A 25,661-nucleotide genomic window follows, 5' to 3' on the forward strand; every position below is an offset into this window, starting at 1 on the left:
TCACACAACCGTGCAGCAAAAAGTATTATCATCTCTTGAATTCCATAAAGTGAAAGAACAGGTAATCGAGCACGCCGCTTCATCGCTCGGAAAAGAAATGCTTCTCCAGCTAAAGCCTTCTGCTTCGATTGACGAAATCAAAAAACAGCTGGATGAGGTAGATGAAGCCTCTGCGATCATCCGGCTGCGAGGCCAGGCGCCGTTTGGCGGTCTTACCGATATCAGAGGGGCATTAAGACGGGCGGAAATCGGCAGCGTTCTCAGTCCCTCGGAATTCACTGAAATATCAGGGCTGCTTTACGCAGTCAAACAAATGAAACACTTTCTCGGACAAATGGCTGAAGACGGAGTCGACATTCCGCTGATGCAGCAATATACTGAACAGCTCATTACACTGCCCGATTTAGAACGGGAAATGAATTCCTGCATAGATGATCACGGCGAAGTGCTTGATCACGCGTCAGAAACGTTAAGAGGAATCCGCACGCAGCTCAGAACGCTCGAATCGAGAATCAGAGACCGGTTAGAGTCGATTCTGCGTTCCTCCTCCGCTTCGAAAATGCTGTCTGATACGATTGTTACAATCCGAAATGACCGCTTTGTTATCCCGGTCAAACAAGAGTACAGATCAAGCTACGGAGGCATTGTGCATGACACCTCCTCTTCTGGCGCAACCCTGTTCATTGAACCGCAGGCGATTGTAGATATGAACAACTCGCTTCAGCAGGCGAAAGTGAAAGAAAAACAAGAAATTGAACGGATTTTACGCGTGCTGACAGAGCATACGGCGGAGCACACAGAGGAGCTTTTTCAAGATTTGCAAGTCCTGCAGACGCTTGACTTCATTTTTGCAAAAGCGAAATACGCCAAAGCGGTCAAAGCGACAAAACCGACCATGAATGACAGCGGCTTTGTCCGTCTGAAAAAAGCGCGCCATCCATTGCTTCCGTCTGATCAGGTGGTCGCCAATGACATCGAGCTGGGCGGCGATTTTTCAACCATCGTGATTACAGGACCGAATACCGGGGGGAAAACAGTTACTTTAAAAACACTGGGGCTGTTGACCTTAATGGCGCAATCGGGTCTTCATATTCCGGCAGATGAAGGATCGGAAGCCGCTGTATTTGAGCATGTGTTCGCTGATATCGGCGATGAACAGTCGATCGAGCAAAGCTTAAGTACATTTTCTTCCCATATGGTGAACATTGTCGGCATTTTAAAACAAGTCAACGAAAACAGCCTCGTGCTCTTTGATGAACTGGGCGCAGGTACAGACCCGCAAGAAGGCGCGGCACTCGCCATGAGCATCCTGGATGAAGTCCACCGTACCAATGCCAGAGTATTAGCGACGACGCATTATCCGGAGTTAAAGGCGTATGGCTATAACAGAGAAGGCGTCATGAACGCCAGTGTCGAATTTGACATTGAGACCCTTTCACCAACCTATAAACTCTTAATCGGTGTGCCGGGACGAAGCAACGCCTTTGAAATTTCTAAACGGCTCGGGCTTCCGGACCATATTATCGGGCAGGCGAAATCAGAAATGACGGCCGAGCATAATGAGGTCGATACGATGATTGCGTCTCTTGAACGAAGCAAAAAACGGGCGGAAGAAGAGCTTTCTGAAACAGAGGCGTTCAGAAAAGAAGCCGAAAAGCTGCATAAAGAGCTGCAGCAGCAAATCATCGAACTCAACAGCAAAAAAGACAAATTGATGGAAGAGGCCGAACAGCAGGCGGCTGAAAAAGTTAAAGCGGCCACAAAAGAAGCTGAAGACATCATTCACGAATTACGCTCGATTAAAGAAGAACACAAATCCTTCAAGGATCACGAGCTGATCAACGCGAAGAAACGGTTAGAAGGCGCTATGCCGACCTTTGAAAAGTCCAATAAACCGGAAAAACCGAAAACGCAAAAACGCGTCTTGAAGCCGGGGGATGAAGTAAAAGTCCTTACTTTCGGGCAGAAAGGAACATTGCTTGAAAAAACCGGCGGCAATGAATGGAATGTTCAAATCGGCATTTTAAAAATGAAAGTGAAAGAAAAAGACTTGGAATTTATCAAGTCGGCTCCGGAACCAAAAAAAGAAAAAGTCATTACAGCGGTTAAGGGCAAAGATTACCACGTATCGCTTGAACTTGATCTTCGCGGCGAGCGCTATGAAAATGCCCTCAGCCGTGTTGAAAAATACTTGGATGACGCGGTGTTAGCGGGATATCCAAGGGTATCCATTATCCACGGCAAAGGTACCGGCGCTCTAAGAAAAGGCGTGCAGGATCTCCTGAAAAATCACCGCAGCGTTAAAAACTCCCGTTTCGGTGAAGCTGGTGAGGGAGGATCAGGCGTTACAATTGTTGAATTAAAATAAAAGGGAGTATGGCCATGAGTGATTTTTGGGAAAACGAGCTTGTGGAAATCGCGGCGTATTACAGTGTCGCGGTTCTCTGCCTCGTCCTCTTTTTGACTGTGTTTGAGCTGGTGACAGCTTATAAAAACTGGGAAGAGATTCAAAATGGAAATCTCGCTGTGGCAATGGCAACCGGCGGGAAAATTTTAGGAATAGCAAATGTGTTCCAGCACTCCATCTCTCAGCACAATTCTCTGCTGCAAATGATCGGCTGGGGTGTGTACGGGTTTGTTATGCTTTTGATCAGCTACTTCATTTTTGAGTTTTTGACACCGCGGTTTAAAATTGATCAAGAAATTGAAAATGATAACCGGGCTGTCGGCTTTATTTCATTTGTCATTTCTGTCGGGCTTTCATTTGTTGTGGCAGCCGGAATATAAGGGGACGGAGAATAGATGGAAAAGCTTGCAAAAATACTGCTCGCCGCGGCGGGAATCTTTTTGTTGATTGGTCTTATATATCTGTTCGTATGATGAGAAAAAGAAAGATTTTCCTTTCTTTTTCTTTTTTTTGCCGTTCATCTGCTATAATAATAGGGTGAACGCTAAAATCGAAAGGGGAGGTTTTATGCAGTCTCAAAAGCCGTGGCTTGCCGAGTATCCCGACGATATCCCGCATGAGCTTCCGTTGCCGAACCAAACCCTGCAATCCATCCTGACAGACTCCGCCGCACGATTCCCTGACAAAACAGCCGTATCTTTTTTCGGGAAAAAACTCACCTTTCATGACATGTTGACGGATGCTCTTAAACTCGCAGCTTTTCTGCAGCAATATGGCCTGCAAAAAGGAGGCAGAGTGGCTGTCATGCTGCCCAACTGTCCGCAATTCATCATTTCTTATTATGGGGTGCTGTTTGCCGGCGGTATCGTGGTGCAGACAAACCCGCTCTACACCGAGCATGAGCTCGAATATCAGCTGAGAGACGCAGAGGCCAGGATGATCATCACCTTAGATTTGCTTTTCCCGAAGGCAATAAAAATGAAAACGTTATCAATTGTAGACCAGATATTGGTGACGAGTATAAAAGACTATTTGCCGTTTCCGAAAAATATTCTCTATCCGCTTACGCAAAAACAAAAAGTGCACATTGACTATGATGAAAATGACAATATTCATACCTTTGCTTCGAGCATGAAGCGGGAAAAGTCAGAGCTGATCACAATTCCGGACATTGACCCTGAGCATGATATCGCCGTTCTGCAATACACTGGAGGTACGACGGGAGCGCCCAAAGGAGTCATGCTCACGCACAGAAATATTTTAGCCAATACCGAAATGTGTGCGGCTTGGATGTACAACGTAAAGGAAGGCGATGAAAAAGTGCTTGGCATTGTCCCGTTTTTTCACGTCTATGGGCTGACAGCAGTGATGAATTATTCGATTAAACTGGGATTTGAAATGATCCTGCTTCCCAAGTTCGATCCGCTGCACACGCTCAAAATCATCGATAAACAAAAACCGACACTGTTTCCCGGCGCGCCGACGATTTACATTGGCCTCTTGCATCATCCCCAATTACAGCAATACGATCTGTCATCTATTAAAAGCTGCCTCAGCGGTTCAGCGGCTCTCCCTGTCGAGGTGAAGCAGCAATTTGAAAAGGTGACTGGCGGAAAGCTTGTGGAGGGATATGGTTTATCCGAGGCATCTCCGGTGACACACGCAAATTTTATCTGGGGAAAAAACAAACCCGGCAGTATCGGCTGTCCCTGGCCTAATACAGACGCTGCCATTTACTCTGAAGAGACTGGCCATTTTGCCGCCCCGTATGAGCATGGTGAGATCGTCGTAAAAGGCCCGCAGGTCATGAAGGGATACTGGAGCAAGCCGGAGGAAACGGCTGCTGTCTTAAAGGACGGATGGCTCTTCACCGGAGACATGGGCTATATGGATGAAGATGGATTTTTCTATATTGCCGACAGGAAGAAGGACATCATTATCGCAGGCGGCTATAATATTTACCCGCGTGAAGTTGAAGAAGCGCTGTACGAACATGAAGCGATTCAGGAAATTGTCGTTGCAGGCGTGCCTGATTCGTACAGAGGGGAAACGGTAAAAGCGTTTGTCGTGTTAAAGAAAGGCGCACAAGCCGACGCAGCAGAACTGGACGCTTTCGCCAGAGCCCGTCTCGCACCCTATAAAGTGCCGAGAGCCTATGAATTCAGAAAAGAGCTTCCGAAAACAGCGGTTGGGAAAATTTTAAGAAGGCGTTTACTTGAAGAAGAAACCGAAAATCATCATATCAAGTAACAAATAGAGCCAGAAAAAGAGAACATTTATGAATAAACTTGACAAACCGGAAAATCCTTCTTATCATAAAATTATGAATGAATAGTCATTCATTTCTATGGGAAGGAACGATGAAAATTGAAGCAAAAACGGCCAAAGTATATGCAGATTATTGATGCAGCAGTTGAAGTCATTGCGGAAAACGGCTACCACCAGTCACAGGTATCTAAAATCGCCAAACAAGCCGGAGTAGCGGACGGCACCATCTATCTTTATTTTAAAAATAAAGAAGACATTTTAATTTCTCTGTTTAAAGAAAAAATGGGCCAATTCATTGAGCGGATGGAAGAGGACATAAAAGAAAAGGCAACAGCAAAAGAGAAATTGGCGCTCGTGATTTCAAAACATTTCTCACTTTTGGCGGGCGACCATAACCTCGCCATTGTCACTCAGCTTGAGCTCCGCCAATCCAATTTGGAGCTGCGGCAGAAAATTAATGAAATATTAAAAGGCTACTTAAATATTTTAGACGGCATTCTGACGGAAGGAATACAATCAGGCGAGTTAAAAGAAGGCCTCGATGTCCGCCTCGCCCGGCAAATGATTTTTGGAACGATTGACGAAACCGTGACGACCTGGGTGATGAATGATCAAAAGTATGATCTGGCAGCTTTGTCAGACAGTGTTTTAGAATTACTGGTATCCGGAATTCACAATAAGTAAAGGAGTTCTGTCCTATGAATGCAATATCACTCGCAGTTGATCAATTTGTTGCAGTTATGACGATTCACAATCCGCCGGCAAACGCGCTTTCCAGCCGGATATTAGAAGAGCTGTCCTCCTGTCTTGATCAGTGTGAGACAGATGCCGGCGTGCGGTGCATTATTATACATGGGGAAGGAAGGTTCTTCTCCGCAGGCGCTGATATCAAAGAATTTACATCACTGAGAAACAGTGAGGATTCCTCAATGCTGGCTGAACGAGGCCAGCTGCTGATGGAGAGAATGGAGAGCTTTCCTAAACCGATTATCGCGGCGATTCACGGAGCTGCCCTCGGCGGCGGGCTGGAGCTTGCAATGGCCTGCCATATCAGAATTGCGGCAGAAGATGCCAAGCTGGGGCTTCCTGAGCTTAACCTCGGCATTATTCCCGGTTTTGCAGGTACACAGCGGCTCCCGCGATACGTTGGTACAGCAAAAGCATTGGAGCTCATTGGATCAGGAGAACCGATATCGGGGAAAGAAGCGCTTGACCTCGGACTTGTGACAATCGGAGCAAAAGATGAAGCAGAAGTGCTTGAAAAAGCGAAAACGCTTGCTGGCAAATTTGCAGAAAAAAGTCCGCAAACGATGGTGTCTCTGCTTGAGCTTCTCTATACAAACAAGGTGTATTCCTATGAAGGCAGCTTAAAGCTTGAAGCAAAGCGGTTTGGAGAAGCGTTTGAGTCGGAGGACGCCAAGGAAGGCATTCAGGCATTTCTCGAAAAAAGAAAGCCACAGTTCAAAGGCGAATAAAAGGGGATATGATCATGAATCTATTTGTACTGATGAAACGGACGTTTGACACAGAAGAAAAAATCGTCATTGACGCAGGGAAGATTCAGGATGACGGGGCTGAATGGATTATCAATCCGTACGATGAATACGCGATTGAAGAAGCCATTCAGCTGAAGGAAAAACACGGCGGCACCATCACCGTTGTTACAGTCGGCGGCGAAGAAGCGGAAAAGGAGCTGCGTACAGCGCTTGCCATGGGATGTGACCAAGCCGTTTTAATCAACATAGAAGATGATCTCGAAGAACCCGACCAGTATTCCATTTCTCAAGTTTTATACCACTATATGAAGGATCAGGAGTTTGACCTTATTCTCGGCGGAAATGTCGCGATCGATGGAGGCTCAGGACAAGTGGCGCCTCGCCTGGCAGAGCTTTTGGACATTCCGTGCATCACGACGATCACCAAACTCGACATCAATGGAAGTGACGCAGAAGCGGAAAGGGACGTTGAAGGGGATGTTGAAAAAATCAAAACGACTCTTCCTTTGCTGGTCACAGCTCAGCAAGGCTTAAATGAACCGCGCTACCCATCGCTTCCGGGAATCATGAAAGCCAAGAAAAAACCGCTTGAAGAGCTTGAGCTGGATGATCTGGACTTGGATGAAGAAGATGCTGAACCAAAAATGAAAACAATTGAACGTTTTCTGCCGCCGAAAAAAGAAGCCGGGAAGCTTCTGCAGGGTGAGCCTGCCGAACAGGCAAAAGAGCTCGTATCATTGCTCCGCAGCGAGGCGAAAGTCATTTAGCGTTTGCACATTCAAAGAAACAGGGGGATGTTAGGATGGGAAAAAAAGTGATCGTACTCGGAGAAATTCGTGACGGAGAACTGCGAAATGTCACCTTTGAAGCAATCTCCGCTGGAAGAACCATTTCAGGTGATGGAGAAGTGATCGGTGTTCTTATAGGAGAAAATGTATCACAGCATGCAGAGGAGCTGATCCACTACGGTGCAGACAAAGTTTTCACAGCTGAGGACCCAAAACTCAAGGCATATACGGCAGACGGATACAGCCAAGTGATGCGAACCATTATTGAAAAGGAAAAACCTGATGCGGTCGTATGCGGACACACTGCAATGGGGAAGGATCTGTCACCGAAGCTTGCAGCCCGGCTCCAAACGGGATTGATTTCTGACGCTACGGATGTAAGCGTTACCGGGGAGAACGTTGTTTTCACAAGACCGATTTACTCAGGGAAGGCATTTGAACGTGTCATTTCAACGGATCCGATGACGCTTGTGACGATTCGTCCAAACAACATTCAAGCGTTAGAAAAAGACGCCAGCCGGGCAGGCAGCATTGAAAGCATCGAAGTTTCCCTTACGGATCTCCGTGCCGTCATACAAGAGATCGTCAAAAAAACAGCGGACGGCGTTGATCTCTCTGAAGCGAAAATCATTGTTGCAGGCGGCCGCGGTGTAAAAAGCAAGGAAGGCTTTCAGCCGCTGCAGGAGCTTGCCGAGGTGCTGGGCGCAGCAGTCGGCGCTTCACGCGGGGCGTGTGACGCTGATTATTGTGACTATGCTCTTCAAATCGGACAGACCGGAAAAGTTGTCACTCCCGATTTGTATATCGCCTGCGGAATTTCCGGTGCCATCCAGCATTTGGCGGGTATGTCCAACAGCAAGGTCATTGTCGCCATCAATAAAGATTCTGAAGCCGATATTTTTAAAATAGCTGATTACGGTATTGTAGGCGATTTATTTGAAGTCGTCCCATTACTGACTGAAGAATTCAAACAGCTGAATATTCACTCATAAAGGGAACCCCGGACTGCAAAAGTTCGGGGTTTTTGGATACATACGTACAAATATTAACTAATAAAAAAATCCGTTGACATGTACGGACATATATAATAAGGTTACTTTAAAAGCGCTTACATTCATGCTGGCTCCTCAGACAAAACACAGATCCTATATTTGACTGTGGTGCTTTTCATATTTGTATGAAAGGAATGATCAAGCATGTCTGAACATACAGCAGTGATTCAAACGGATATTGTAAAAGGAACGATCAACAAAAATATATACGGTCATTTTGCTGAGCATTTAGGAAGAGGGATTTATGAAGGGATTTGGGTCGGAACGGAATCAAGCATTCCTCATATAAACGGTATAAGAAAAGATGTGTTAGAAGCGCTGAAACAGCTGCGTATTCCTGTCCTCCGATGGCCGGGAGGCTGCTTTGCGGATGAATATCATTGGGCTAATGGTGTGGGTGACCGCAAGACGATGCTCAATACTCACTGGGGCGGCACAGTTGAATCGAATGAATTCGGGACACATGAATTTATGATGCTGTGCGAGCTGCTTGAGTGCGAACCTTACATTTGCGGCAATGTAGGAAGCGGAACAGTTCAGGAAATGGCCGAATGGATCGAATATATGACTTTTAAAGAAGGCACGCCCATGTCGGATTGGAGAAAACAAAACGGAAAAGAAGAGCCTTGGAAGCTGAAATATTTTGGAGTGGGAAATGAAAATTGGGGCTGCGGCGGCAACATGCACCCTGAGTACTATGCCGATCTATACCGCCGTTTTCAAACGTATGTCCGCAATTACAGCGGCAATGAAATTTATAAAATTGCCGGCGGTGCAAACGTCGATGATTTTCATTGGACGGACGTGCTCATGAAAAAAGCCGCTGGCCTGATGGATGGGCTAAGCCTTCATTACTACACGATTCCGGGAGATTTCTGGAAGGGCAAAGGATCGGCCACAGAATTTACAGAGGACGAATGGTTCATCACGATGAAAAAGGCCAAATACATTGATGAATTGATTGAAAAACACGGCACAATTATGGACCGATATGATCCGGAACAGCGGGTCGGACTGATTATTGACGAATGGGGCACATGGTTTGACCCTGAGCCAGGAACGAACCCAGGCTTTTTATATCAGCAAAACACGATTCGTGACGCGCTGGTCGCAGCTTCTCACTTTCACATTTTCCATCAGCATTGCCGCCGGGTGCAAATGACCAACATCGCACAGACGGTAAACGTTCTTCAAGCTATGATTCTGACTGAGGGAGAACGGATGCTATTAACGCCGACATACCATGTGTTTGATATGTTTAAGGTACATCAGGATGCCTCTCTTTTAGATACTGAAACAACGTCCGCTGACTATGAATGGAAGGGAGAAACGCTGCCTCAAATCAGTGTGTCAGCATCAAGAAATGCTGAGGGCGATATAAACGTCAGCATCTGTAACATTGATCATCAAAATAAAGCAGAGGTGGAGATCGAGCTGAGAGGTCTTGACAAGACTGTGGATCATTCCGGTGCTATCCTGACTGCTGAAAAGATGAACGCCCATAACACGTTTGATGATCCGGAGCACGTAAAACCTGAATCGTTCAGCCGTTATTCTGTAAATAAAAACAAATTGAAAGCAAAGCTGCCGCCAATGGCAGTTGTCTTACTCACATTACGGACTGATTCTTAACCAAAAAAAGGAGCGCCGATCCACTAGAGGACAGCGCTCTTTTTTGTTTTGAAACAGCTCCAAAAGGGCATGGTAAAGTATATGACGGTTATAGAAGGGATGTTGTCCTATGCTTCGTACAATTTTAATGATCATCGGCGCAATCGTGGTGATCGGAGCGATTATCAGATTCGTGTTTTAATGCCCCATTCTATGAGTAAACCGATTGTGATCAGGAAAAAATAATTTATAAGCATTTAAATAGCGTGAACGAATGGGAGATGCTATACTAAAAATCATCATTTCACAATTGGAGGAATTCAATAATGGCTATCGTAAAAGCAACTGATCAATCTTTCTCAGCTGAAACAAGCGAAGGCGTCGTACTGGCTGATTTCTGGGCTCCTTGGTGCGGACCTTGTAAAATGATTGCACCTGTTCTTGAAGAATTGGATCAAGAAATGGGCGACAAACTGAAAATCGTAAAAATCGATGTAGATGAGAACCAAGAAACAGCAGGAAAATACGGCGTTATGAGCATCCCGACACTTCTTGTTTTAAAAGATGGAGAAGTTGTTGAAACATCTGTAGGCTTCAAACCGAAAGAAGCGCTTCAAGAGCTTGTAAACAAACATCTTTAATTTTCGGCTGCTTACATGCCAGAGCGATTCCAATTGAGGGATCGCTTTTTTTATTCGCCAATCGTGAATCATGGAGAAAAACACCTGTTCGTGTTAAACTGGAAACAAAGGACTAAATATAAGGAAGGGTAACATATGAACAAACAACTGAAAGAAAAACTCGCCCTCCTTCCCGATCAGCCCGGGTGTTATTTAATGAAGGACCGTCAGCAGACAGTGATCTACGTAGGAAAAGCAAAAGTGCTGAAAAACAGAGTGCGCTCCTACTTTACCGGGTCTCATGACGCAAAAACACAGAGGCTTGTGACGGAAATCGAGGATTTTGAATATATCGTGACGTCCTCCAATCTTGAAGCGCTAATTTTAGAAATGAACTTGATCAAAAAGCATGATCCGAAATATAACGTCATGCTGAAAGACGATAAAACCTATCCTTTTATAAAACTCACCCATGAACGCCACCCAAGGCTGATTGTCACCCGCAATGTCAAAAAAGACAAAGGGCGCTATTTCGGACCCTATCCGAATGTGCAGGCCGCAAGGGAGACGAAAAAGCTGCTCGACCGTCTCTATCCTCTCAGAAAATGCTCAAAGCTTCCCGACAGAGTGTGTCTTTATTATCACCTCGGACAATGTCTTGCTCCGTGTGTAAAGGACATTTCTGAAGAGACAAACAGAGAGCTGGTTGAGAGCATTACCCGTTTCTTAAAGGGCGGCTATAACGACGTTAAAAAAGAGCTTGAAGAGAAAATGCTTGAGGCGGCTGAAAACCTTGAATTTGAACGAGCAAAGGAGCTTCGTGACCAAATTGCCCATATCGAATCAACGATGGAAAAACAAAAAATGACGATGAACGACTTAGTCGACCGTGACGTATTCGCTTACGCTTATGATAAAGGCTGGATGTGCGTACAGGTCTTTTTCGTACGGCAAGGAAAGCTCATCGAACGTGACGTCAGTATGTTTCCGCTTTATCAGGAAGCAGATGAAGAGTTCCTTACCTTCATCGGGCAGTTTTATTCAAAAAACAACCATTTTCTGCCGAAGGAGATTTTAGTGCCGGACAGCGTCGATCAATCGATGATTGAGCAGCTGTTGGAAACAAACGTCCATCAGCCGAAAAAAGGGTCGAAGAAAGAATTGCTTATGCTGGCACATAAAAACGCAAAAATCGCGCTTAAAGAAAAATTCTCTTTAATCGAACGTGACGAGGAGCGTTCAATCGGTGCTGTACAGAAACTCGGAGACGCCTTAAATATTTATACCCCGCACAGAATCGAAGCGTTCGATAACTCGAATATACAAGGGACAAACCCGGTTTCGGCGATGATTGTGTTCATCGACGGCAAACCATACAAAAAGGAATACCGCAAATACAAAATCAAAACTGTCACAGGGCCTGATGATTATGGCTCAATGAGGGAGGTTGTCAGACGAAGATATACGAGAGTGCTTCGTGAAAACCTGCCGCTGCCTGATCTGATCATTATAGACGGAGGGAAAGGCCAGATCAATGCGGCCCGTGACGTCATCGAAAACGAACTGGGCTTGGATATCCCGATCGCCGGCTTGGCGAAGGATGATAAACACAGAACCTCCAATTTATTAATCGGCGATCCGCTGGAGACGGTTTATCTTGAACGAAACAGCCAGGAATTTTACCTGCTTCAGCGCATTCAGGATGAGGTGCACCGGTTTGCGATCAGCTTCCACAGGCAAATCCGCGGGAAAAGCGCGTTCCAGTCTGTGCTAGACGATATACCCGGAATCGGAGAAAAAAGAAAGAAAATGCTGTTAAAGCATTTCGGTTCCGTCAAAAAAATGAAGGAAGCAAGCCTCGAGGACATCAAAAAAGCGGGTGTACCCGCAGCGGCGGCACAGCTGCTTTATGATAAATTGCAAAAATAATGTTGTCCTTTTGAAAAAGTTCTGATAAAATGTGAACTAATTTCATAATTAGATCGTGTAATATGGTGAAGATAGAGGTGCGAACTTCAAGAGTAAGCCTTTGGAGAAAGATGGATTCTGAGAAAAGGGCTGAAAGGGGAGCGTCGCCGAAGTAAATAAAACCCCATCGGTATTATTTGCTGGCCGTGCATTGAATAAATGTAAGGCTGTCAAGAAATCATTTTCTTGGAGGGCTATCTCGTTGTTCATAATCATCGTGATGATTAATTGATAAGCAATGAGAGCAATTCCTCTCATTGCTTTTTTTATTGTGGACAAAGCACTCTTTCTCCTCACCCGCACGAACCAAAATGTAAAGGGTGGTTATACATGGGTCTCATTGTACAAAAATTCGGAGGTACTTCCGTCGGCTCAGTCGAAAAAATTCAAAATGCAGCAAACCGCGTCATTGCGGAAAAACAGAAAGGCCATCAAGTCGTTGTTGTCGTATCAGCTATGGGGAAATCCACTGACGCATTGGTCAGCCTTGCAAAAGACATCACTGATCAGCCGAGCAAACGTGAAATGGATATGCTGTTGGCAACAGGCGAGCAGGTCACCATTTCCTTGCTTTCCATGGCGCTGCAGGAAAAAGGCTATGACGCTGTGTCTTATACTGGCTGGCAAGCGGGAATCCGCACGGAAGCCGTTCACGGAAACGCCAGAATTACAGATATCGACACTTCGGTTTTAGGAGACCAGCTCGAGCAAGGAAAGATTGTCATTGTCGCAGGATTCCAAGGCATGACAGACGACAGTGAAATCACGACATTGGGCAGAGGCGGTTCAGACACAACAGCAGTGGCTTTGGCTGCCGCATTAAAAGCGGATAAATGTGATATTTATACGGACGTGCCCGGCGTGTTTACAACCGATCCGCGCTACGTGAAATCAGCGAGAAAGCTTGCCGGCATCTCTTACGATGAAATGCTGGAGCTTGCCAATTTAGGCGCCGGCGTTCTTCATCCGAGAGCGGTTGAATTCGCGAAAAATTACCAAGTGCCGTTAGAAGTGCGTTCAAGTACAGAAACAGAAGCGGGAACATTAATTGAGGAGGAATCATCCATGGAGCAGAATCTTATCGTCAGAGGCATCGCGTTCGAAGATCAAATCACAAGGGTAACCATCTACGGGCTGACAAGCGGCCTGACCACTTTGTCTACTATTTTTACAACTCTTGCAAAAAGAAACATTAACGTGGATATCATTATCCAAACGCAGGCGGGAGACCATGAGACCGGGATTTCCTTCTCTGTTAAATCCGAAGACGCGGACCAGGCTGTTGCCGTACTTGAAGAGTACAAAGATGCGCTGGAATTCGAAAAAATCGAGACAGAAAGCAAATTGGCCAAAGTATCCATTGTCGGATCAGGCATGGTATCAAACCCTGGTGTAGCGGCTGAAATGTTTGCTGTACTGGCGGAAAAAAACATATTAATCAAAATGGTCAGCACCTCTGAAATCAAAGTTTCAACAGTAGTGAGCGAAAATGACATGGTAAAAGCGGTGGAAGCACTGCACGATGCATTCGAGCTTTCGAAACACCCTTCAGCTGTGTAAAGACAACCAAAAAGGCGGGACTCATGCAGTCACCGCCTTTTTCATTACACCGGGTCTTTCATATCCCATTTGACAGTCAGAACCACTTTATCGGCTCTCTTTTTTACTTGTTCGTATGATTCGGCAATCTGATCATTCATCAATTGAATTTGTTCGGCGATGAAGCCAGCTTCCAGCTGAAAGCACGGTTCTTTCTGATATTTAAGCCGATTGGAAATAACCTGCCCTTCAAGCTCGAATTCCAGTTCCTGTTTTTTTGCGCTAACGTTTGTGAGGGTTCCCCAGCCTGCTTCTTCAAAGAAAGCCGGAAATTCCTCCCATGATTCAAGAGGAAACTTACGGGCGAGATGTTTCCCTGCCCAATACATCATGGAAGAGTAATCTTGGCCAAGCATGTCTGGGAGAACAATCTCTCGTATCAGTTCATAGGCGTAGGCGTTCATTTCAATTTCTTTTAAATTGTGTATAGATGCTTCATATTTAGACTTCATATCTGTCTCCCCTCTCTCCTGCGTATATTATAGCTCAAACAGGGGGGAGGATTACAGAATGATCCTGTATTTCTCATGAAAAATTAAGAAAGAATTATATATTGATAAAATAAAATTTTTGAATCAACTAATCAATTCGGAAAATTAGAATTTATGTACGCGTTTTCTTGACGCCCTTTTGTGGTAGGAGTAAAATGAAATTGTCAATAAATCTTAATAAAGTGCTTACAATTGAAAGAAGTGGGGGAAGAGATTTAGCACATTTCGCACTTATCAAACAGGGGGTAAAGTAATGTCTGGGAACAGAGAGTTTTATTTTCGAAGATTGCATTCCTTGCTTGGCGTCATACCGGTCGGCATCTTTTTAATTCAGCATTTAGTCGTCAACCAGTTTGCCGCAAGGGGCGCGGAAGCATTCAATAATGCTGCTCATTTTATGGATAGTCTGCCTTTCAGGTATGCTCTGGAAATCTTTATTATCTTCTTACCTTTAATTTATCATGCAGTTTATGGTGTGTACATAGCGTTTACTGCGAAAAATAACGCAGGCCAATACAGCTACATGAGAAACTGGCTATTCGTCCTGCAGCGTGTAACCGGTATCATCACCCTCATTTTCGTCAGCTGGCATGTGTGGGAAACCCGCATTGCAGCACAAATGGGCGCTGAGGTCAATTTCGACATGATGGCGAATATTTTGAGCTCTCCGGCTATGCTTGGCTTTTACATTGTCGGTGTTTTATCAACAATTTTCCACTTCTCGAACGGTTTATGGTCTTTCGCTGTTACATGGGGCATCACGGTAACGCCTCGTTCTCAAAGAATTTCGACATACGTTACGCTGATTATTTTTGTTGCACTGTCATACGTAGGCTTAAAAGCGATTTTTGCATTTGTATAAGAGTACTAGATTACTAGAGGGAGAGGGGCTATCATGAGTCAATCAAGCATTATCGTAGTCGGCGGGGGTCTTGCCGGCCTCATGGCGACAATTAAAGCAGCGGAATCAGGAATGGCGGTTAAGCTGTTTTCCATCGTTCCTGTGAAACGTTCTCATTCGGTTTGTGCCCAAGGCGGCATCAACGGAGCAGTCAATACAAAAGGGGAAGGCGACTCTCCGTGGGAACATTTTGACGATACTGTATACGGGGGAGACTTTCTTGCCAATCAGCCGCCGGTTAAGGCGATGTGTGAAGCGGCGCCATCAATCATCCACCTATTAGACCGGATGGGCGTCATGTTTAACCGGACGCCCGAGGGGCTGCTTGATTTCCGCCGATTTGGGGGTACACAGCACCACAGAACAGCTTATGCAGGTGCGACGACTGGCCAGCAGCTGCTTTACGCTTTGGACGAGCAAGTCCGCAGATACGAGGTGGCCGGTCTGGTCACAAAATACGAAGGCTGGGAATTCCTTGGCGCTATATTAGATGATGACAGAACCTGCCGCGGAATTGTCGCGCAAAACCTGACAAACATGCAAATTGAATCCTTCCGTTCGGACGCTGTCATTATGGCGACAGGCGGACCGGGAATCATTTTCGGTAAATCCACAAACTCCATGATTAATACAGGGTCTGCTGCATCGATCGTTTATCAGCAGGGAGCGTATTATGCAAATGGAGAATTTATTCAAATCCACCCGACAGCTATACCGGGAGATGATAAATTAAGGCTGATGAGTGAATCGGCGCGCGGTGAAGGCGGACGTGTGTGGACATACAAAGACGGTAAGCCGTGGTATTTCCTTGAGGAAAAATATCCTGCATATGGAAACCTGGTGCCGCGTGATATTGCGACACGCGAAATATTTGATGTGTGTGTGAATCAGAAACTCGGCATCAACGGCGAGAACATGGTGTATCTCGATCTGTCTCATAAAGATCCAAAAGAGCTTGATATTAAGCTTGGCGGCATCATTGAAATTTATGAGAAGTTTATGGGAGACGACCCGCGCAAACTTCCGATGAAAATCTTCCCTGCGGTTCATTATTCAATGGGCGGTTTATGGGTAGATTACGATCAAATGACAAATATCCCGGGACTGTTTGCCGCTGGAGAATGTGATTACTCCATGCACGGCGGCAACCGCTTGGGAGCAAACTCCCTGCTCTCTGCGATTTACGGAGGAATGGTAGCCGGACCGAATGCTGTGAAATATGTAAACGGCTTAGAATCTTCCGCAGAGGATATGTCTTCATCGATATTCGATGCCCACGTGAAAAAAGAAGAAGAAAAATGGGCTGAGATTATGAATATGGACGGAAACGAAAATGCGTACGTCCTCCATAGAGAGCTCGGGGAATGGATGACAGCGAATGTGACGGTTGTCCGCCATAACGACAAGCTGTTGAAAACAGATGACAAAATTCAGGAGTTAATGGAGCGGTATAAAAAGATTAACATCAATGACACGACAAAATGGAGCAACCAGGGAGCTATGTTTACACGCCAGCTTTCAAACATGCTTCAGCTTGCCAGGGTGATTACACTGGGTGCTTACAACCGTAATGAAAGCAGGGGCGCCCACTATAAACCGGATTTCCCTGAGCGTAATGACGATGAATGGCTCAAAACAACAATGGCTAAACATGTAAGCCCGTATGAAGCGCCTGAGTTTGAGTATCAGGATGTCGACGTATCACTGATAACGCCTCGGAAACGGGATTACTCGAAGAAGAAGGTGGCGAAATAATCATGAGTGAGAAAAAGACCATACGATTTATTATCACACGTCAAGATACACCCGACAGCACGCCTTACGATGAAGAATTTGAAATACCATACCGCCCGAACCTGAACGTCATTTCCGCTTTAATGGAAATCCGCCGGAATCCGGTTAACGTGAAAGGTGAAAAGACAACTCCTGTCACATGGGATATGAACTGTCTTGAAGAAGTATGCGGCGCATGTTCAATGGTTATAAACGGAAAGCCCCGCCAGTCTTGTACGGCGCTTGTTGACCAGCTTGAACAGCCGATCCGCTTAAAACCGATGAAAACATTCCCGGTCGTGCGTGATCTGCAGGTTGACCGCAGCAGAATGTTTAATTCTCTGAAAAAAGTAAAAGCGTGGATACCGATCGACGGCACGTACGATTTAGGACCGGGACCGAGAATGCCGGAAAAACGCCGCCAGTGGGCATATGAATTATCAAAATGCATGACGTGCGGTGTCTGCCTGGAAGCCTGCCCGAATGTAAACAGCAAATCGAAATTCATGGGGCCTGCTCCGATGTCTCAGGTCCGTCTGTTTAACGCCCATCCGACAGGAGCCATGAACAAATCCGACCGGCTGGAAGCGCTGATGGATGAAGGAGGCCTTGCAGATTGCGGCAACTCGCAAAACTGCGTTCAATCCTGTCCGAAAGGCATTCCGCTTACCACTTCTATCGCTGCCTTAAACAGGGATACAAACTTACAAGCATTCCGCAATTTCTTCGGAAGCGACAGAGTATAAGATGAAAAAACCTCTTCCGCATGGGAGAGGTTTTTTTAACAATAAGGAGATGAGTGAAATGAAGCTTCCTGCTTACATTGACATGCCGTTTCAAAAATGGAAAGAATCCTTTTCTTTTTTTAATGAAGTATCTGTACGATTTTCTGAGACAGATATGTTTGGGCATATGAATAATGTAATCCCTTTCATCTATTTTGAAGAAGCGAGGATATCTTATTTTAAAAATCTGAATATGATGAAACAACATAAGCAAACCATGACAGTCGTCGCCAGTCAGCAATGTGATTATTTGCGCCAAGTCATGCCCTATGAAGACCTGCGTATTTATGTAAAAACAAGCGCTGTCGGCAGTTCATCCCTCACCTTGCATTACCTCGGAGAAAATAGCGCAGGGGAGCCTTGCTTCACCGGAGCTGTTGTCATGGTTCAAGTGTCAAAGGAAAGCGGAAAGGCTGTCAGCTGGACGAATGAGGAGAAAGAAAACCTTCTCCATACACCATAAACTAATTCTTCTGTAAACGTCACCTCCTGTGCCCTCCTGACATATGATATCTTGACTATATCAAAACCCATTCGTTTCAGATTCGCTCTCACCTTAGCAAGGAGGGTTACAATACTTGAAGGAGAAAGAATTTCAATCGAAGCCGCTGCTAACGAAAAGAGAAAGAGAAGTGTTCGAATTGCTCGTTCAAGATAAGACAACAAAGGAGATTGCAAGCGAGCTATTTATCAGTGAGAAAACCGTTCGAAACCATATTTCAAATGCCATGCAGAAATTAGGTGTGAAAGGGCGTTCGCAAGCCGTTGTTGAGCTTCTTAGAATGGGTGAGCTAGAGCTTTAATCCTTGCCGGTATTCCTTCTTTTCAGGAGGGAGCCGGTTATTGCTGTTTGTTTGAAAAGTTCCGGATTCCTATATTAAACCAGGATGATACGATATAAAACGAGATTTTCAATTTGCTTTCATTTGCCTAATGTCCCTCTATTTCTCGTCCCGCGAGTCTTGCATTTTCTTTAAAAAAGAAGGAAAATAGACACGGAACGCTTTTGTGCGTAAGAGATCCTTGAGTGAGGGATGGACAAATGACATCAAAACCTTTGGAGCATGTTGCGGACATTGAAAAGTCGCTCCGCCACATCGCCGCGATCATTAAACAAAAAGGAAGAGAAATCCTAAACCAATACGCGATCACGCCGCCGCAATTTGTGGGTCTGCAATGGCTTTATGAACTAGGAGACATGACAATCGGCGAACTATCGGGGAAAATGTATCTGGCATGCAGCACGACGACGGATCTCATCGACCGTATGCAAAAAAATGAGCTTGTCGAGCGGGTAAAGGACCCAGCGGACAGACGTGTCGTCAGGATACACCTTCTGCCTGAAGGTGAACGCATTATCCAAGAAGTCATTACAAAAAGGCAGGAATACCTGCGTGATATGTTCGAAACGTTTACAGATGAAGAAATAGCCATCTTCGAAAAATCATTGATGAAACTGCAGCATGAAATGAAGAGAAAATGAGGCGATTTTGTTGGAACAACCAATAGGAGTCATTGATTCCGGGGTTGGCGGGTTAACCGTTGCAAAGGAAATCATGAGACAGCTACCAAAAGAAAATATAATCTACGTAGGGGATACAAAACGGTGTCCGTACGGGCCGCGTCCTGAAGAAGAAGTGCTTCAATACACGCGGGAGCTGACACATTATCTGCTGAAAAACCACCACATTAAGATGCTGGTGATCGCCTGCAACACCGCGACAGCAATTGCACTGGAAGACATCCAGCGCGACGTTGATATTCCGGTGGTCGGGGTGATCCAGCCTGGTGCTCGGGCCGCGATAAAAGTGACGGAAAATCAGCATATCGGTGTCATCGGCACAGAAAACACCATTAAGAGCAATGCTTATGAAGAAGCCCTTCTGGCATTAAATGCCGAACTGAAGGTCGAAAATCTTGCCTGTCCGCTGCTTGTGCCGTTTGTGGAAAGCGGAAAGTTTCTGGACAAAACAGCAGACGAGATTGTTAAAACATCATTATCTCCGTTAAAAGATACATCGATTGACTCGCTGATTTTAGGTTGCACCCATTATCCTATTTTAAAAGACGCGATTCAAAGATATATGGGAGAGCATGTGAATATTATTTCGTCAGGTGATGAAACAGCCCGGGAAGTGAGTACGATTCTATCGTATAAAGGGCTGCTGAATCAATCTCCGTTTACCCCAGATCATCAATTCCTGACTACAGGAGAACGGGATCAGTTTGCGAAAATAGCAGATGACTGGTTTGGCCATGAAGTAGGTCACGTAGAATGCATCTCTTTGCGAGAACCAATTAGAAGATAGTTTTGCCCCGCAACGGCGTGTTGCGGGTTTTTTCTGTTTTTAATGGAATTCATCGGTCTATTTCCCGCAGAGGCTCGTATACATAGTAGTACAAACAGCCTTAGGAGGGAAAAGTATGCTGAAAAAAGGACCTGCAGTCATTGGTGCCACTTGTCTCACCTCTGCCTTGCTTTTATCCGGGTGCGGTTTATTTCAATCCGATAAGACAGCTGAGGAAATCGATCCGCCTCAAGACGTTTCATACGTAAATGATGAAGCGGGGACCGATTCAAATACAACAGCAGCCGAAAAAACAAAAAATGAAAAAAGCGATACCGAAGAAGCGAATCAGGACTCTTCTACAGTGATGAGGGAGCTTTATCTCATTGATAAAAACGGTTATGTCGTTGCGCAAACGATGCCTCTTCCGAAAAGTGAAGGAACGGCTAAGCAGGCGCTTGAATACCTTGTGCAGGGCGGGCCTGTGTCAGAGATTCTGCCGAATGGCTTTAGAGCTGTTTTGCCGGCTGACACAACTGTTAACGTAGACATCAAAAAAGATGGCACTGCTATAGCGGACTTCTCAAAAGAATTTAAAAATTATAAGAAGGAAGATGAACAGAAAATCGTTCAATCGGTGACGTGGACGCTGACTCAATTCAGTTCAATAGACAAAGTGAAGCTGAGAATCAACGGGCACGAACTTAAGGAAATGCCTGTAGGCGGCACGCCGATCTCGGACGGTTTAAGCCGTAAGGACGGGATTAATTTGGAAACAGCAGGCGTCAATGATCTCACTGCTACACATCCGCTGACAGTCTACTATTTGGCGGAAACCGATGACAGTGAGTATTACGTGCCGGTAACGAAACGAATTGACAATTCCAAAACAGACGACATTACAGCGGCTATTAATGAACTGGCTGAGGGCCCGAGCAAGGCGAGCGGCCTGTTAACGGATTTCAGCGAAGATGTGAAGCTGGTCAGTAAGCCGAAAATCAAAGATGGACGTGTAACATTAGATTTTAATCAATCCATTTTCGGAAGCGCCGATGAAAAGACGAAAATGATTTCCTCAGAAGTGCTCAACAGCATTGTGCTGACGTTAACAGAGCAGCCGGATGTAAAAAGCGTATCCGTTAAAGTGAACGGAAAAGCCGAGCTTGTGAACGAAAAAGGCGAAAAACTTTCAGAATCGGTATCCAGACCGTCTCAAGTGAATACAGGTAGTTTTTAAATTGGGATTTTTGATATACTAGAAAGAAAGAGGTTAGCGTTCCGGCTGCCTCTTTCTTTATTCAATTCCGGGACAAAAATGGTTTATGTACATACAATCGGAGGTAAAACATGAGACATGACGGAAGACAACATGATGAGCTGCGTCCAATTACATTTGATTTGGACTTTATCAGCCATCCGGAAGGGTCTGTTCTAATAACAGCGGGAAATACAAAAGTAATCTGCAACGCATCTGTAGAGGATCGCGTACCGCCGTTTTTGCGGGGCGGAGGCAAAGGGTGGATTACAGCTGAATACAGCATGCTGCCGCGGGCTACAAATCAAAGAACGATCAGAGAATCTTCCAAAGGAAAAATTTCCGGCAGAACGATGGAAATTCAGCGTTTGATCGGCCGCGCGCTTCGGGCAGTCGTTGATTTAGAGAAACTGGGCGAACGGACGATTTGGATTGACTGTGACGTCATTCAGGCTGACGGAGGAACGAGAACGGCTTCCATTACCGGAGCATTTCTTGCCATGGCGATTGCGGTTGGCAAGCTTCTCAAAGCAGGAACGATTAAAACAAACCCGCTCACTGATTACTTGGCAGCGATCTCTGTCGGAATTGATAAAGAGCAGGGAATTTTGTTAGATTTAAATTATGAAGAAGATTCTGCTGCTGAAGTTGATATGAATGTCATCATGACAGGCAGCGGCCGCTTTGTGGAGCTTCAGGGAACAGGGGAAGAGGCAACCTTTTCACGTGAGGATCTGAATGGGCTTCTCGGTCTTGCAGAAAAAGGCATTCAGGAACTGATTGACAAGCAAAAAGAAGTACTGGGCGATTCTCTTCCAGAACTGAAATAATGACAGAAAGGCTTGATCATCATGAAAGAAGCAATTATTGCAACTCACAATCCGGGAAAAGTGAAGGAATTTAAAGAAATCCTTGAGCCGAAAGGGTACGAGGTAAAATCATTAGCTGAAATCGGGTTTACAGATGAAATTGAAGAGACAGGCCATACGTTTGAAGAAAATGCGATTCTAAAAGCGGAAGCGGTGTCGAAAGCAGTGAACAAAATGGTCATTGCAGACGACTCGGGTTTGTCCGTTGATAATTTAGGAGGCCGCCCCGGCGTCTATTCAGCACGATATGCAGGGGAACAGAAAGATGACCAGGCGAATATCGATAAAGTGCTGAGCGAGCTGAGAGGCATTGAAAAAGAACAGCGTACGGCACGTTTTCGCTGCGCGCTTGCCGTAAGTATTCCGGGAGAGGAAACAAAAACAGTCGAAGGTCATGTTGAAGGGTATATTGCCGAAGAGCCGAGAGGAGAATACGGATTTGGCTATGACCCGATCTTTATCGTCAAAGATAAAGATAAGACAATGGCTGAGCTGACAAGTGATGAAAAAAATAAAATCAGCCACAGGGCTGACGCGCTTAAAAAGCTGTCGAAGCTGTTGGAGGCATAAGGGGGAGCTTATATATGAACGTGCTGATTATCAGTGACAGTCATGGGCTTGAAGAGGAGCTTCAAACCATAGCGAAACGTCATGAAGCGGATGTTGATCTCATGATTCATTGCGGAGACTCTGAGCTTGAAACCGGCCATCCGGCGTTAGAGCCTTATTCCGTTGTAAAAGGCAATTGTGATTTTATCGGCGATTTTAAGGACGAGCTCCTGCTGACGGCCGGTTCCAAAAAAATATTGGTTACGCACGGACACCTTCATGGTATTAAACAGACCTTACTAAACGTATACTATCGTGCAGAGGAACTCGGAGCGGATATCATTTGCTTCGGGCATTCACACATCGCAGGAAGCGAAATGCTGCGCGGAAAACTGCTGATTAATCCCGGAAGCATCCGCCTTCCAAGAGTGCGCAGCACAGAAAGCTATGCTATACTGTCTTTAGAAAATGATACAGCAACAGTGCGTTTTTATAACCAAGCAGGCGATGAAATCATTGATTTGCAACACCGGGTAACCCTATGAAATATCACATGAGGAAGAAAATTTTCTTCCTCATGAAAAAAATTCTAAAAAACCGTTGACTTATCATTGCATCCCATATATAATAAATCTTGTCGCTGATACTTAAAGCGAAAATAAAAAAACAAAACGTGTCCCAGTAGCTCAGCTGGATAGAGCAACGGCCTTCTAAGCCGTCGGTCGGGAGTTCGAATCTCTCCTGGGACGTACCAAGAAAAAACCTCAAATCCTTTAAGGATTTGAGGTTTTTGTTTATGATGATTTTTATTTATTTAACGTATCATCATACAGATCGCGGACATTTCCTTCTTTATTCAGACGCGGTTCTTCTTTTTTCACAGTTTCGGAAATATGTTCGTTTTCTTCGACAGTCCGTTTTCCGACAACCACTTCATCCGTAACAACGGGTTTTTTGGTGACTTCAAGCTTTTCCTCAACGATAGGAACTCTGACCGTTTCTGAGTCATTTACGGGTGAAGCGTCTGTCGTGTTTTCATCCACCGGACGGCGTTCAACGTAAATTTCATCATGTCTTACCGGAATGTCCATATCTCTTTGTTCTGTTTTGACTTCTTTTCCGATTTCCACTTCTCCGGTTTGGATATCTTCTTTATCCACTTTCAGCTGTTCTTCTCGAAGCGGCATGGTTTTTTCTTCTTTTGTTGTATAATCCACTGTCTCATTTGTATTGGCAAAGCCGCCTGAAAGGGCATTGCCGTTATCAATAGTCGCATCTAAGTCTGCGTCTGTATCGACGGCTACGAGAAGCTTTCCGTCATCCAGATCCTCTTGATACTTGTCTATTTCGTCATTTGAGATATCCAGGTCTGATAATGCTTTGCTGTGCGCGCCAGTATCATCCATTGTGAAATAATCTTTCAGTTTATCGAAAAAGGATTCAGAATCGCTATCATTTGCTTCAAGGGCTTGATTTACTTCTGTCCCTGTACGGGATTCGAGATAATCTGTATCCCGGCGATTTGTGACAACAGAAATATCGTCAGAATCATACCCCTTTGTTAGTAAGCCCTCAATCACTGCAATGGTCTCTTGCGGAGTTTCGTATACACCAACTACACTTTTTGTCATATTAATCTCCTCCTCTGTAAAAATAAAATTTTATCGTTCTTGTCGTCTTTAATTCCCGTTACGTTTTAAAATAAACAAAATAGAAAACACTTGGTGCAGCCAACAGCATTCAGGCGAAAGACAGGAGGAAATAAAAAAGATAGATAAGACAGAAACATAGTCCCGCACTTATCTATCCTTTATATTTCACAATTCCTTTGTCATAAACACGCTGTTCGGGTCTTCCATATAGTCTGCAAACGGCTGGCAATACTTGAAACCGAAGCCTTCATAAAGTTTTCTTGCCGGCCCGAAAGAAGTCATTGACCCCGTTTCCAAACTCAATCGCTGATAGCCGCGCCGCTTGGCTTCTACTATAATGTGCTGAAGAACCTTGCTGGCAACGCCATTTCTTAAGTGGGAAGAAGAGGTTCGCATCGACTTAATTTCTCCATGCCGGCTGTCCAGTTCCTTAAGTGCTCCGCAGCCGGCTAATTCATTGCGGTCCCAAGCGCTCCAAAATGTAATCTCAGGTTTTTTCAGCCTTTCTATGTCCAGGGCATGAATACTTTCAGCCGGAGACATGAGAGTCATGCTATGTAAATGCTCACTCACTAATTCGATCACTTGATGTCCGGTCAAATCATCTACTTTAATATGCAAAATGAATTCCTCCTCAAAAACCGTAACTCTGAACAGACTTATTATTTATCTTAAAATATATCCTTTTTGCTTCCAAATAGTAAGATAGGAAACCTCACAGTCTATTAACTTTATTAAAGATGAATAAATTAACAAGTGCCGAACATAGATGTTCGACACCTCATGATATTTTAATATCGAAATCCTCCGTGTACTCCAGATGCTCCGCTGAATCCTCCGGCGTGCGTTGCGGGAATACTGAAACCGCCGCCATGGCTGCTATAGCCGGCACCTGAAAATGACTGTCCGTAAAATCCTGAAGCGTAGGGAAATGAGGAGTACATAGCAGAGGGGGTGCTTAGCGGGCTGTATGCCTGGCTGTACGGCTGTCCGTATCCAAAGCCTCCAAATGGCTGATGGCCTTGCTGATAAAAGCTGGGAGCTGCCGGATAAAATGGCTGAGGAAAGCTTGGAAAGCCCCCGGGGAATTGGATGTCTGCTAATGATTTATTCATCACGTATCACCTTTTCTTTGCAAGATAACACCAGTGTATGACGAAAAATAATGAAAGAGCCTATCCGAACTGAAATTGTTTTTTGCCAGAAGATCTTACATATGTACGTCTCATCGAAACAAAAATACGTCATATTATATGACATGTTTATATGAAATTGAAAAATTCGAGTGT

At 45.1% G+C, this 25,661-nt stretch carries 26 protein-coding genes, 1 tRNA gene and 1 riboswitch; of the genes, 23 read left to right on the forward strand and 4 right to left on the reverse strand.

The window, feature by feature from the left end:
- Positions 1 to 10: 10 nt before the first annotated feature.
- The 11 genes from M1D69_RS06915 (at position 11) to M1D69_RS06965 (ending at position 13,770) form a co-directional block, all read left to right on the forward strand.
- Positions 11 to 2,368, forward strand: a complete 2,358-nt coding sequence (locus M1D69_RS06915; protein WP_458104172.1) for an endonuclease MutS2 — start codon at positions 11 to 13, stop codon at positions 2,366 to 2,368.
- 14 nt (positions 2,369 to 2,382) lie between these two features.
- Positions 2,383 to 2,787, forward strand: coding sequence for a DUF350 domain-containing protein (locus M1D69_RS06920; protein WP_010335217.1), 405 nt, complete (start codon positions 2,383 to 2,385; stop codon positions 2,785 to 2,787).
- Positions 2,788 to 2,974: 187 nt separating this feature from the next.
- Positions 2,975 to 4,657: an AMP-binding protein gene (locus tag M1D69_RS06925; RefSeq protein ID WP_458104171.1), complete on the forward strand. Its 1,683-nt coding sequence runs from the start codon at positions 2,975 to 2,977 to the stop codon at positions 4,655 to 4,657.
- Positions 4,658 to 4,774: 117 nt separating this feature from the next.
- On the forward strand, positions 4,775 to 5,359 hold the full coding sequence (fadR, locus tag M1D69_RS06930; protein WP_014477593.1) for a fatty acid metabolism transcriptional regulator FadR: 585 nt from the start codon (positions 4,775 to 4,777) through the stop codon (positions 5,357 to 5,359).
- A 14-nt stretch (positions 5,360 to 5,373) separates the two neighbouring features.
- A complete protein-coding gene (locus M1D69_RS06935; protein ID WP_458104170.1) occupies positions 5,374 to 6,150 on the forward strand; it encodes an enoyl-CoA hydratase in 777 nt (258 codons plus the stop codon).
- A gap of 14 nt (positions 6,151 to 6,164) precedes the next feature.
- Positions 6,165 to 6,938, forward strand: coding sequence for an electron transfer flavoprotein subunit beta (etfB, locus tag M1D69_RS06940; RefSeq protein WP_024122404.1), 774 nt, complete (start codon positions 6,165 to 6,167; stop codon positions 6,936 to 6,938).
- A 35-nt stretch (positions 6,939 to 6,973) separates the two neighbouring features.
- Positions 6,974 to 7,951 carry an electron transfer flavoprotein subunit alpha/FixB family protein gene (locus M1D69_RS06945; RefSeq protein ID WP_458104169.1) on the forward strand — a complete coding sequence of 326 codons (978 nt, stop codon included), beginning with the start codon at positions 6,974 to 6,976 and terminating at the stop codon, positions 7,949 to 7,951.
- A 204-nt stretch (positions 7,952 to 8,155) separates the two neighbouring features.
- A complete protein-coding gene (locus tag M1D69_RS06950; RefSeq protein ID WP_059293465.1) occupies positions 8,156 to 9,643 on the forward strand; it encodes an alpha-N-arabinofuranosidase in 1,488 nt (495 codons plus the stop codon).
- A 305-nt stretch (positions 9,644 to 9,948) separates the two neighbouring features.
- On the forward strand, positions 9,949 to 10,263 hold the full coding sequence (trxA, locus tag M1D69_RS06955) for a thioredoxin (RefSeq protein WP_003222500.1): 315 nt from the start codon (positions 9,949 to 9,951) through the stop codon (positions 10,261 to 10,263).
- A gap of 135 nt (positions 10,264 to 10,398) precedes the next feature.
- Positions 10,399 to 12,171 (forward strand): excinuclease ABC subunit UvrC, encoded by a 1,773-nt coding sequence (gene uvrC / locus M1D69_RS06960; RefSeq protein ID WP_127696676.1) that lies wholly within the window; start codon positions 10,399 to 10,401, stop codon positions 12,169 to 12,171.
- A 64-nt stretch (positions 12,172 to 12,235) separates the two neighbouring features.
- A riboswitch (Lysine riboswitch) is annotated at positions 12,236 to 12,415 on the forward strand.
- Between the two features lie 125 nt (positions 12,416 to 12,540).
- Positions 12,541 to 13,770 (forward strand): aspartate kinase, encoded by a 1,230-nt coding sequence (locus tag M1D69_RS06965; protein WP_458104168.1) that lies wholly within the window; start codon positions 12,541 to 12,543, stop codon positions 13,768 to 13,770.
- Between the two features lie 44 nt (positions 13,771 to 13,814).
- Here the strand turns inward: M1D69_RS06965 and M1D69_RS06970 are convergent, their stop codons facing one another.
- Positions 13,815 to 14,261 carry a YslB family protein gene (locus tag M1D69_RS06970; RefSeq protein ID WP_059293467.1) on the reverse strand — a complete coding sequence of 149 codons (447 nt, stop codon included), beginning with the start codon at positions 14,259 to 14,261 and terminating at the stop codon, positions 13,815 to 13,817.
- Positions 14,262 to 14,553: 292 nt separating this feature from the next.
- On the opposite strand from M1D69_RS06970, the gene sdhC reads away from it, so the two are divergent.
- From sdhC to M1D69_RS07030, 12 genes are all read left to right on the forward strand, one after another.
- Positions 14,554 to 15,162: a succinate dehydrogenase cytochrome B558 gene (gene sdhC / locus M1D69_RS06975; RefSeq protein ID WP_003237652.1), complete on the forward strand. Its 609-nt coding sequence runs from the start codon at positions 14,554 to 14,556 to the stop codon at positions 15,160 to 15,162.
- A gap of 33 nt (positions 15,163 to 15,195) precedes the next feature.
- A complete protein-coding gene (gene sdhA / locus M1D69_RS06980; protein WP_202663780.1) occupies positions 15,196 to 16,956 on the forward strand; it encodes a succinate dehydrogenase flavoprotein subunit in 1,761 nt (586 codons plus the stop codon).
- 2 nt (positions 16,957 to 16,958) lie between these two features.
- The gene (gene sdhB, locus M1D69_RS06985; RefSeq protein WP_024122397.1) at positions 16,959 to 17,720 is read left to right on the forward strand and encodes a succinate dehydrogenase iron-sulfur subunit; all 762 of its coding nucleotides are present in this window, start codon (positions 16,959 to 16,961) and stop codon (positions 17,718 to 17,720) included.
- A 58-nt stretch (positions 17,721 to 17,778) separates the two neighbouring features.
- Positions 17,779 to 18,222, forward strand: a complete 444-nt coding sequence (locus M1D69_RS06990; RefSeq protein WP_458104167.1) for an acyl-CoA thioesterase — start codon at positions 17,779 to 17,781, stop codon at positions 18,220 to 18,222.
- A gap of 115 nt (positions 18,223 to 18,337) precedes the next feature.
- On the forward strand, positions 18,338 to 18,562 hold the full coding sequence (gene gerE, locus M1D69_RS06995) for a spore germination transcription factor GerE (protein ID WP_003184172.1): 225 nt from the start codon (positions 18,338 to 18,340) through the stop codon (positions 18,560 to 18,562).
- A gap of 239 nt (positions 18,563 to 18,801) precedes the next feature.
- Positions 18,802 to 19,242 carry a MarR family winged helix-turn-helix transcriptional regulator gene (locus M1D69_RS07000; protein WP_003222521.1) on the forward strand — a complete coding sequence of 147 codons (441 nt, stop codon included), beginning with the start codon at positions 18,802 to 18,804 and terminating at the stop codon, positions 19,240 to 19,242.
- Positions 19,243 to 19,249: 7 nt separating this feature from the next.
- Positions 19,250 to 20,068: a glutamate racemase gene (racE, locus tag M1D69_RS07005; protein ID WP_101863452.1), complete on the forward strand. Its 819-nt coding sequence runs from the start codon at positions 19,250 to 19,252 to the stop codon at positions 20,066 to 20,068.
- A gap of 115 nt (positions 20,069 to 20,183) precedes the next feature.
- Positions 20,184 to 21,284 (forward strand): GerMN domain-containing protein, encoded by a 1,101-nt coding sequence (locus tag M1D69_RS07010; RefSeq protein WP_458104166.1) that lies wholly within the window; start codon positions 20,184 to 20,186, stop codon positions 21,282 to 21,284.
- Positions 21,285 to 21,394: 110 nt separating this feature from the next.
- Positions 21,395 to 22,132, forward strand: a complete 738-nt coding sequence (gene rph, locus M1D69_RS07015; RefSeq protein ID WP_044154054.1) for a ribonuclease PH — start codon at positions 21,395 to 21,397, stop codon at positions 22,130 to 22,132.
- A 12-nt stretch (positions 22,133 to 22,144) separates the two neighbouring features.
- The gene (locus M1D69_RS07020) at positions 22,145 to 22,741 is read left to right on the forward strand and encodes an XTP/dITP diphosphatase (protein WP_458104165.1); all 597 of its coding nucleotides are present in this window, start codon (positions 22,145 to 22,147) and stop codon (positions 22,739 to 22,741) included.
- 14 nt (positions 22,742 to 22,755) lie between these two features.
- Entirely contained in the window at positions 22,756 to 23,265 is a 510-nt protein-coding gene (locus M1D69_RS07025) for a YfcE family phosphodiesterase (RefSeq protein WP_024122391.1), read from the forward strand.
- 130 nt (positions 23,266 to 23,395) lie between these two features.
- A tRNA-Arg gene (locus M1D69_RS07030) sits at positions 23,396 to 23,469 on the forward strand.
- Between the two features lie 57 nt (positions 23,470 to 23,526).
- Here M1D69_RS07030 and M1D69_RS07035 read toward each other — a convergent pair.
- From M1D69_RS07035 to M1D69_RS07045, 3 genes are all read right to left on the reverse strand, one after another.
- Positions 23,527 to 24,351: a YsnF/AvaK domain-containing protein gene (locus M1D69_RS07035; protein WP_458104164.1), complete on the reverse strand. Its 825-nt coding sequence runs from the start codon at positions 24,349 to 24,351 to the stop codon at positions 23,527 to 23,529.
- 186 nt (positions 24,352 to 24,537) lie between these two features.
- Complete coding sequence (locus M1D69_RS07040) at positions 24,538 to 24,993, reverse strand: GNAT family N-acetyltransferase (protein ID WP_458104163.1); 456 nt, start codon at positions 24,991 to 24,993, stop codon at positions 24,538 to 24,540.
- Positions 24,994 to 25,163: 170 nt separating this feature from the next.
- Positions 25,164 to 25,487 carry a hypothetical protein gene (locus M1D69_RS07045; protein WP_458104162.1) on the reverse strand — a complete coding sequence of 108 codons (324 nt, stop codon included), beginning with the start codon at positions 25,485 to 25,487 and terminating at the stop codon, positions 25,164 to 25,166.
- Between the last annotated feature and the right edge of the window lie 174 nt (positions 25,488 to 25,661).

It is taken from the genome of Bacillus sp. PK3-037 (assembly GCF_054161355.1).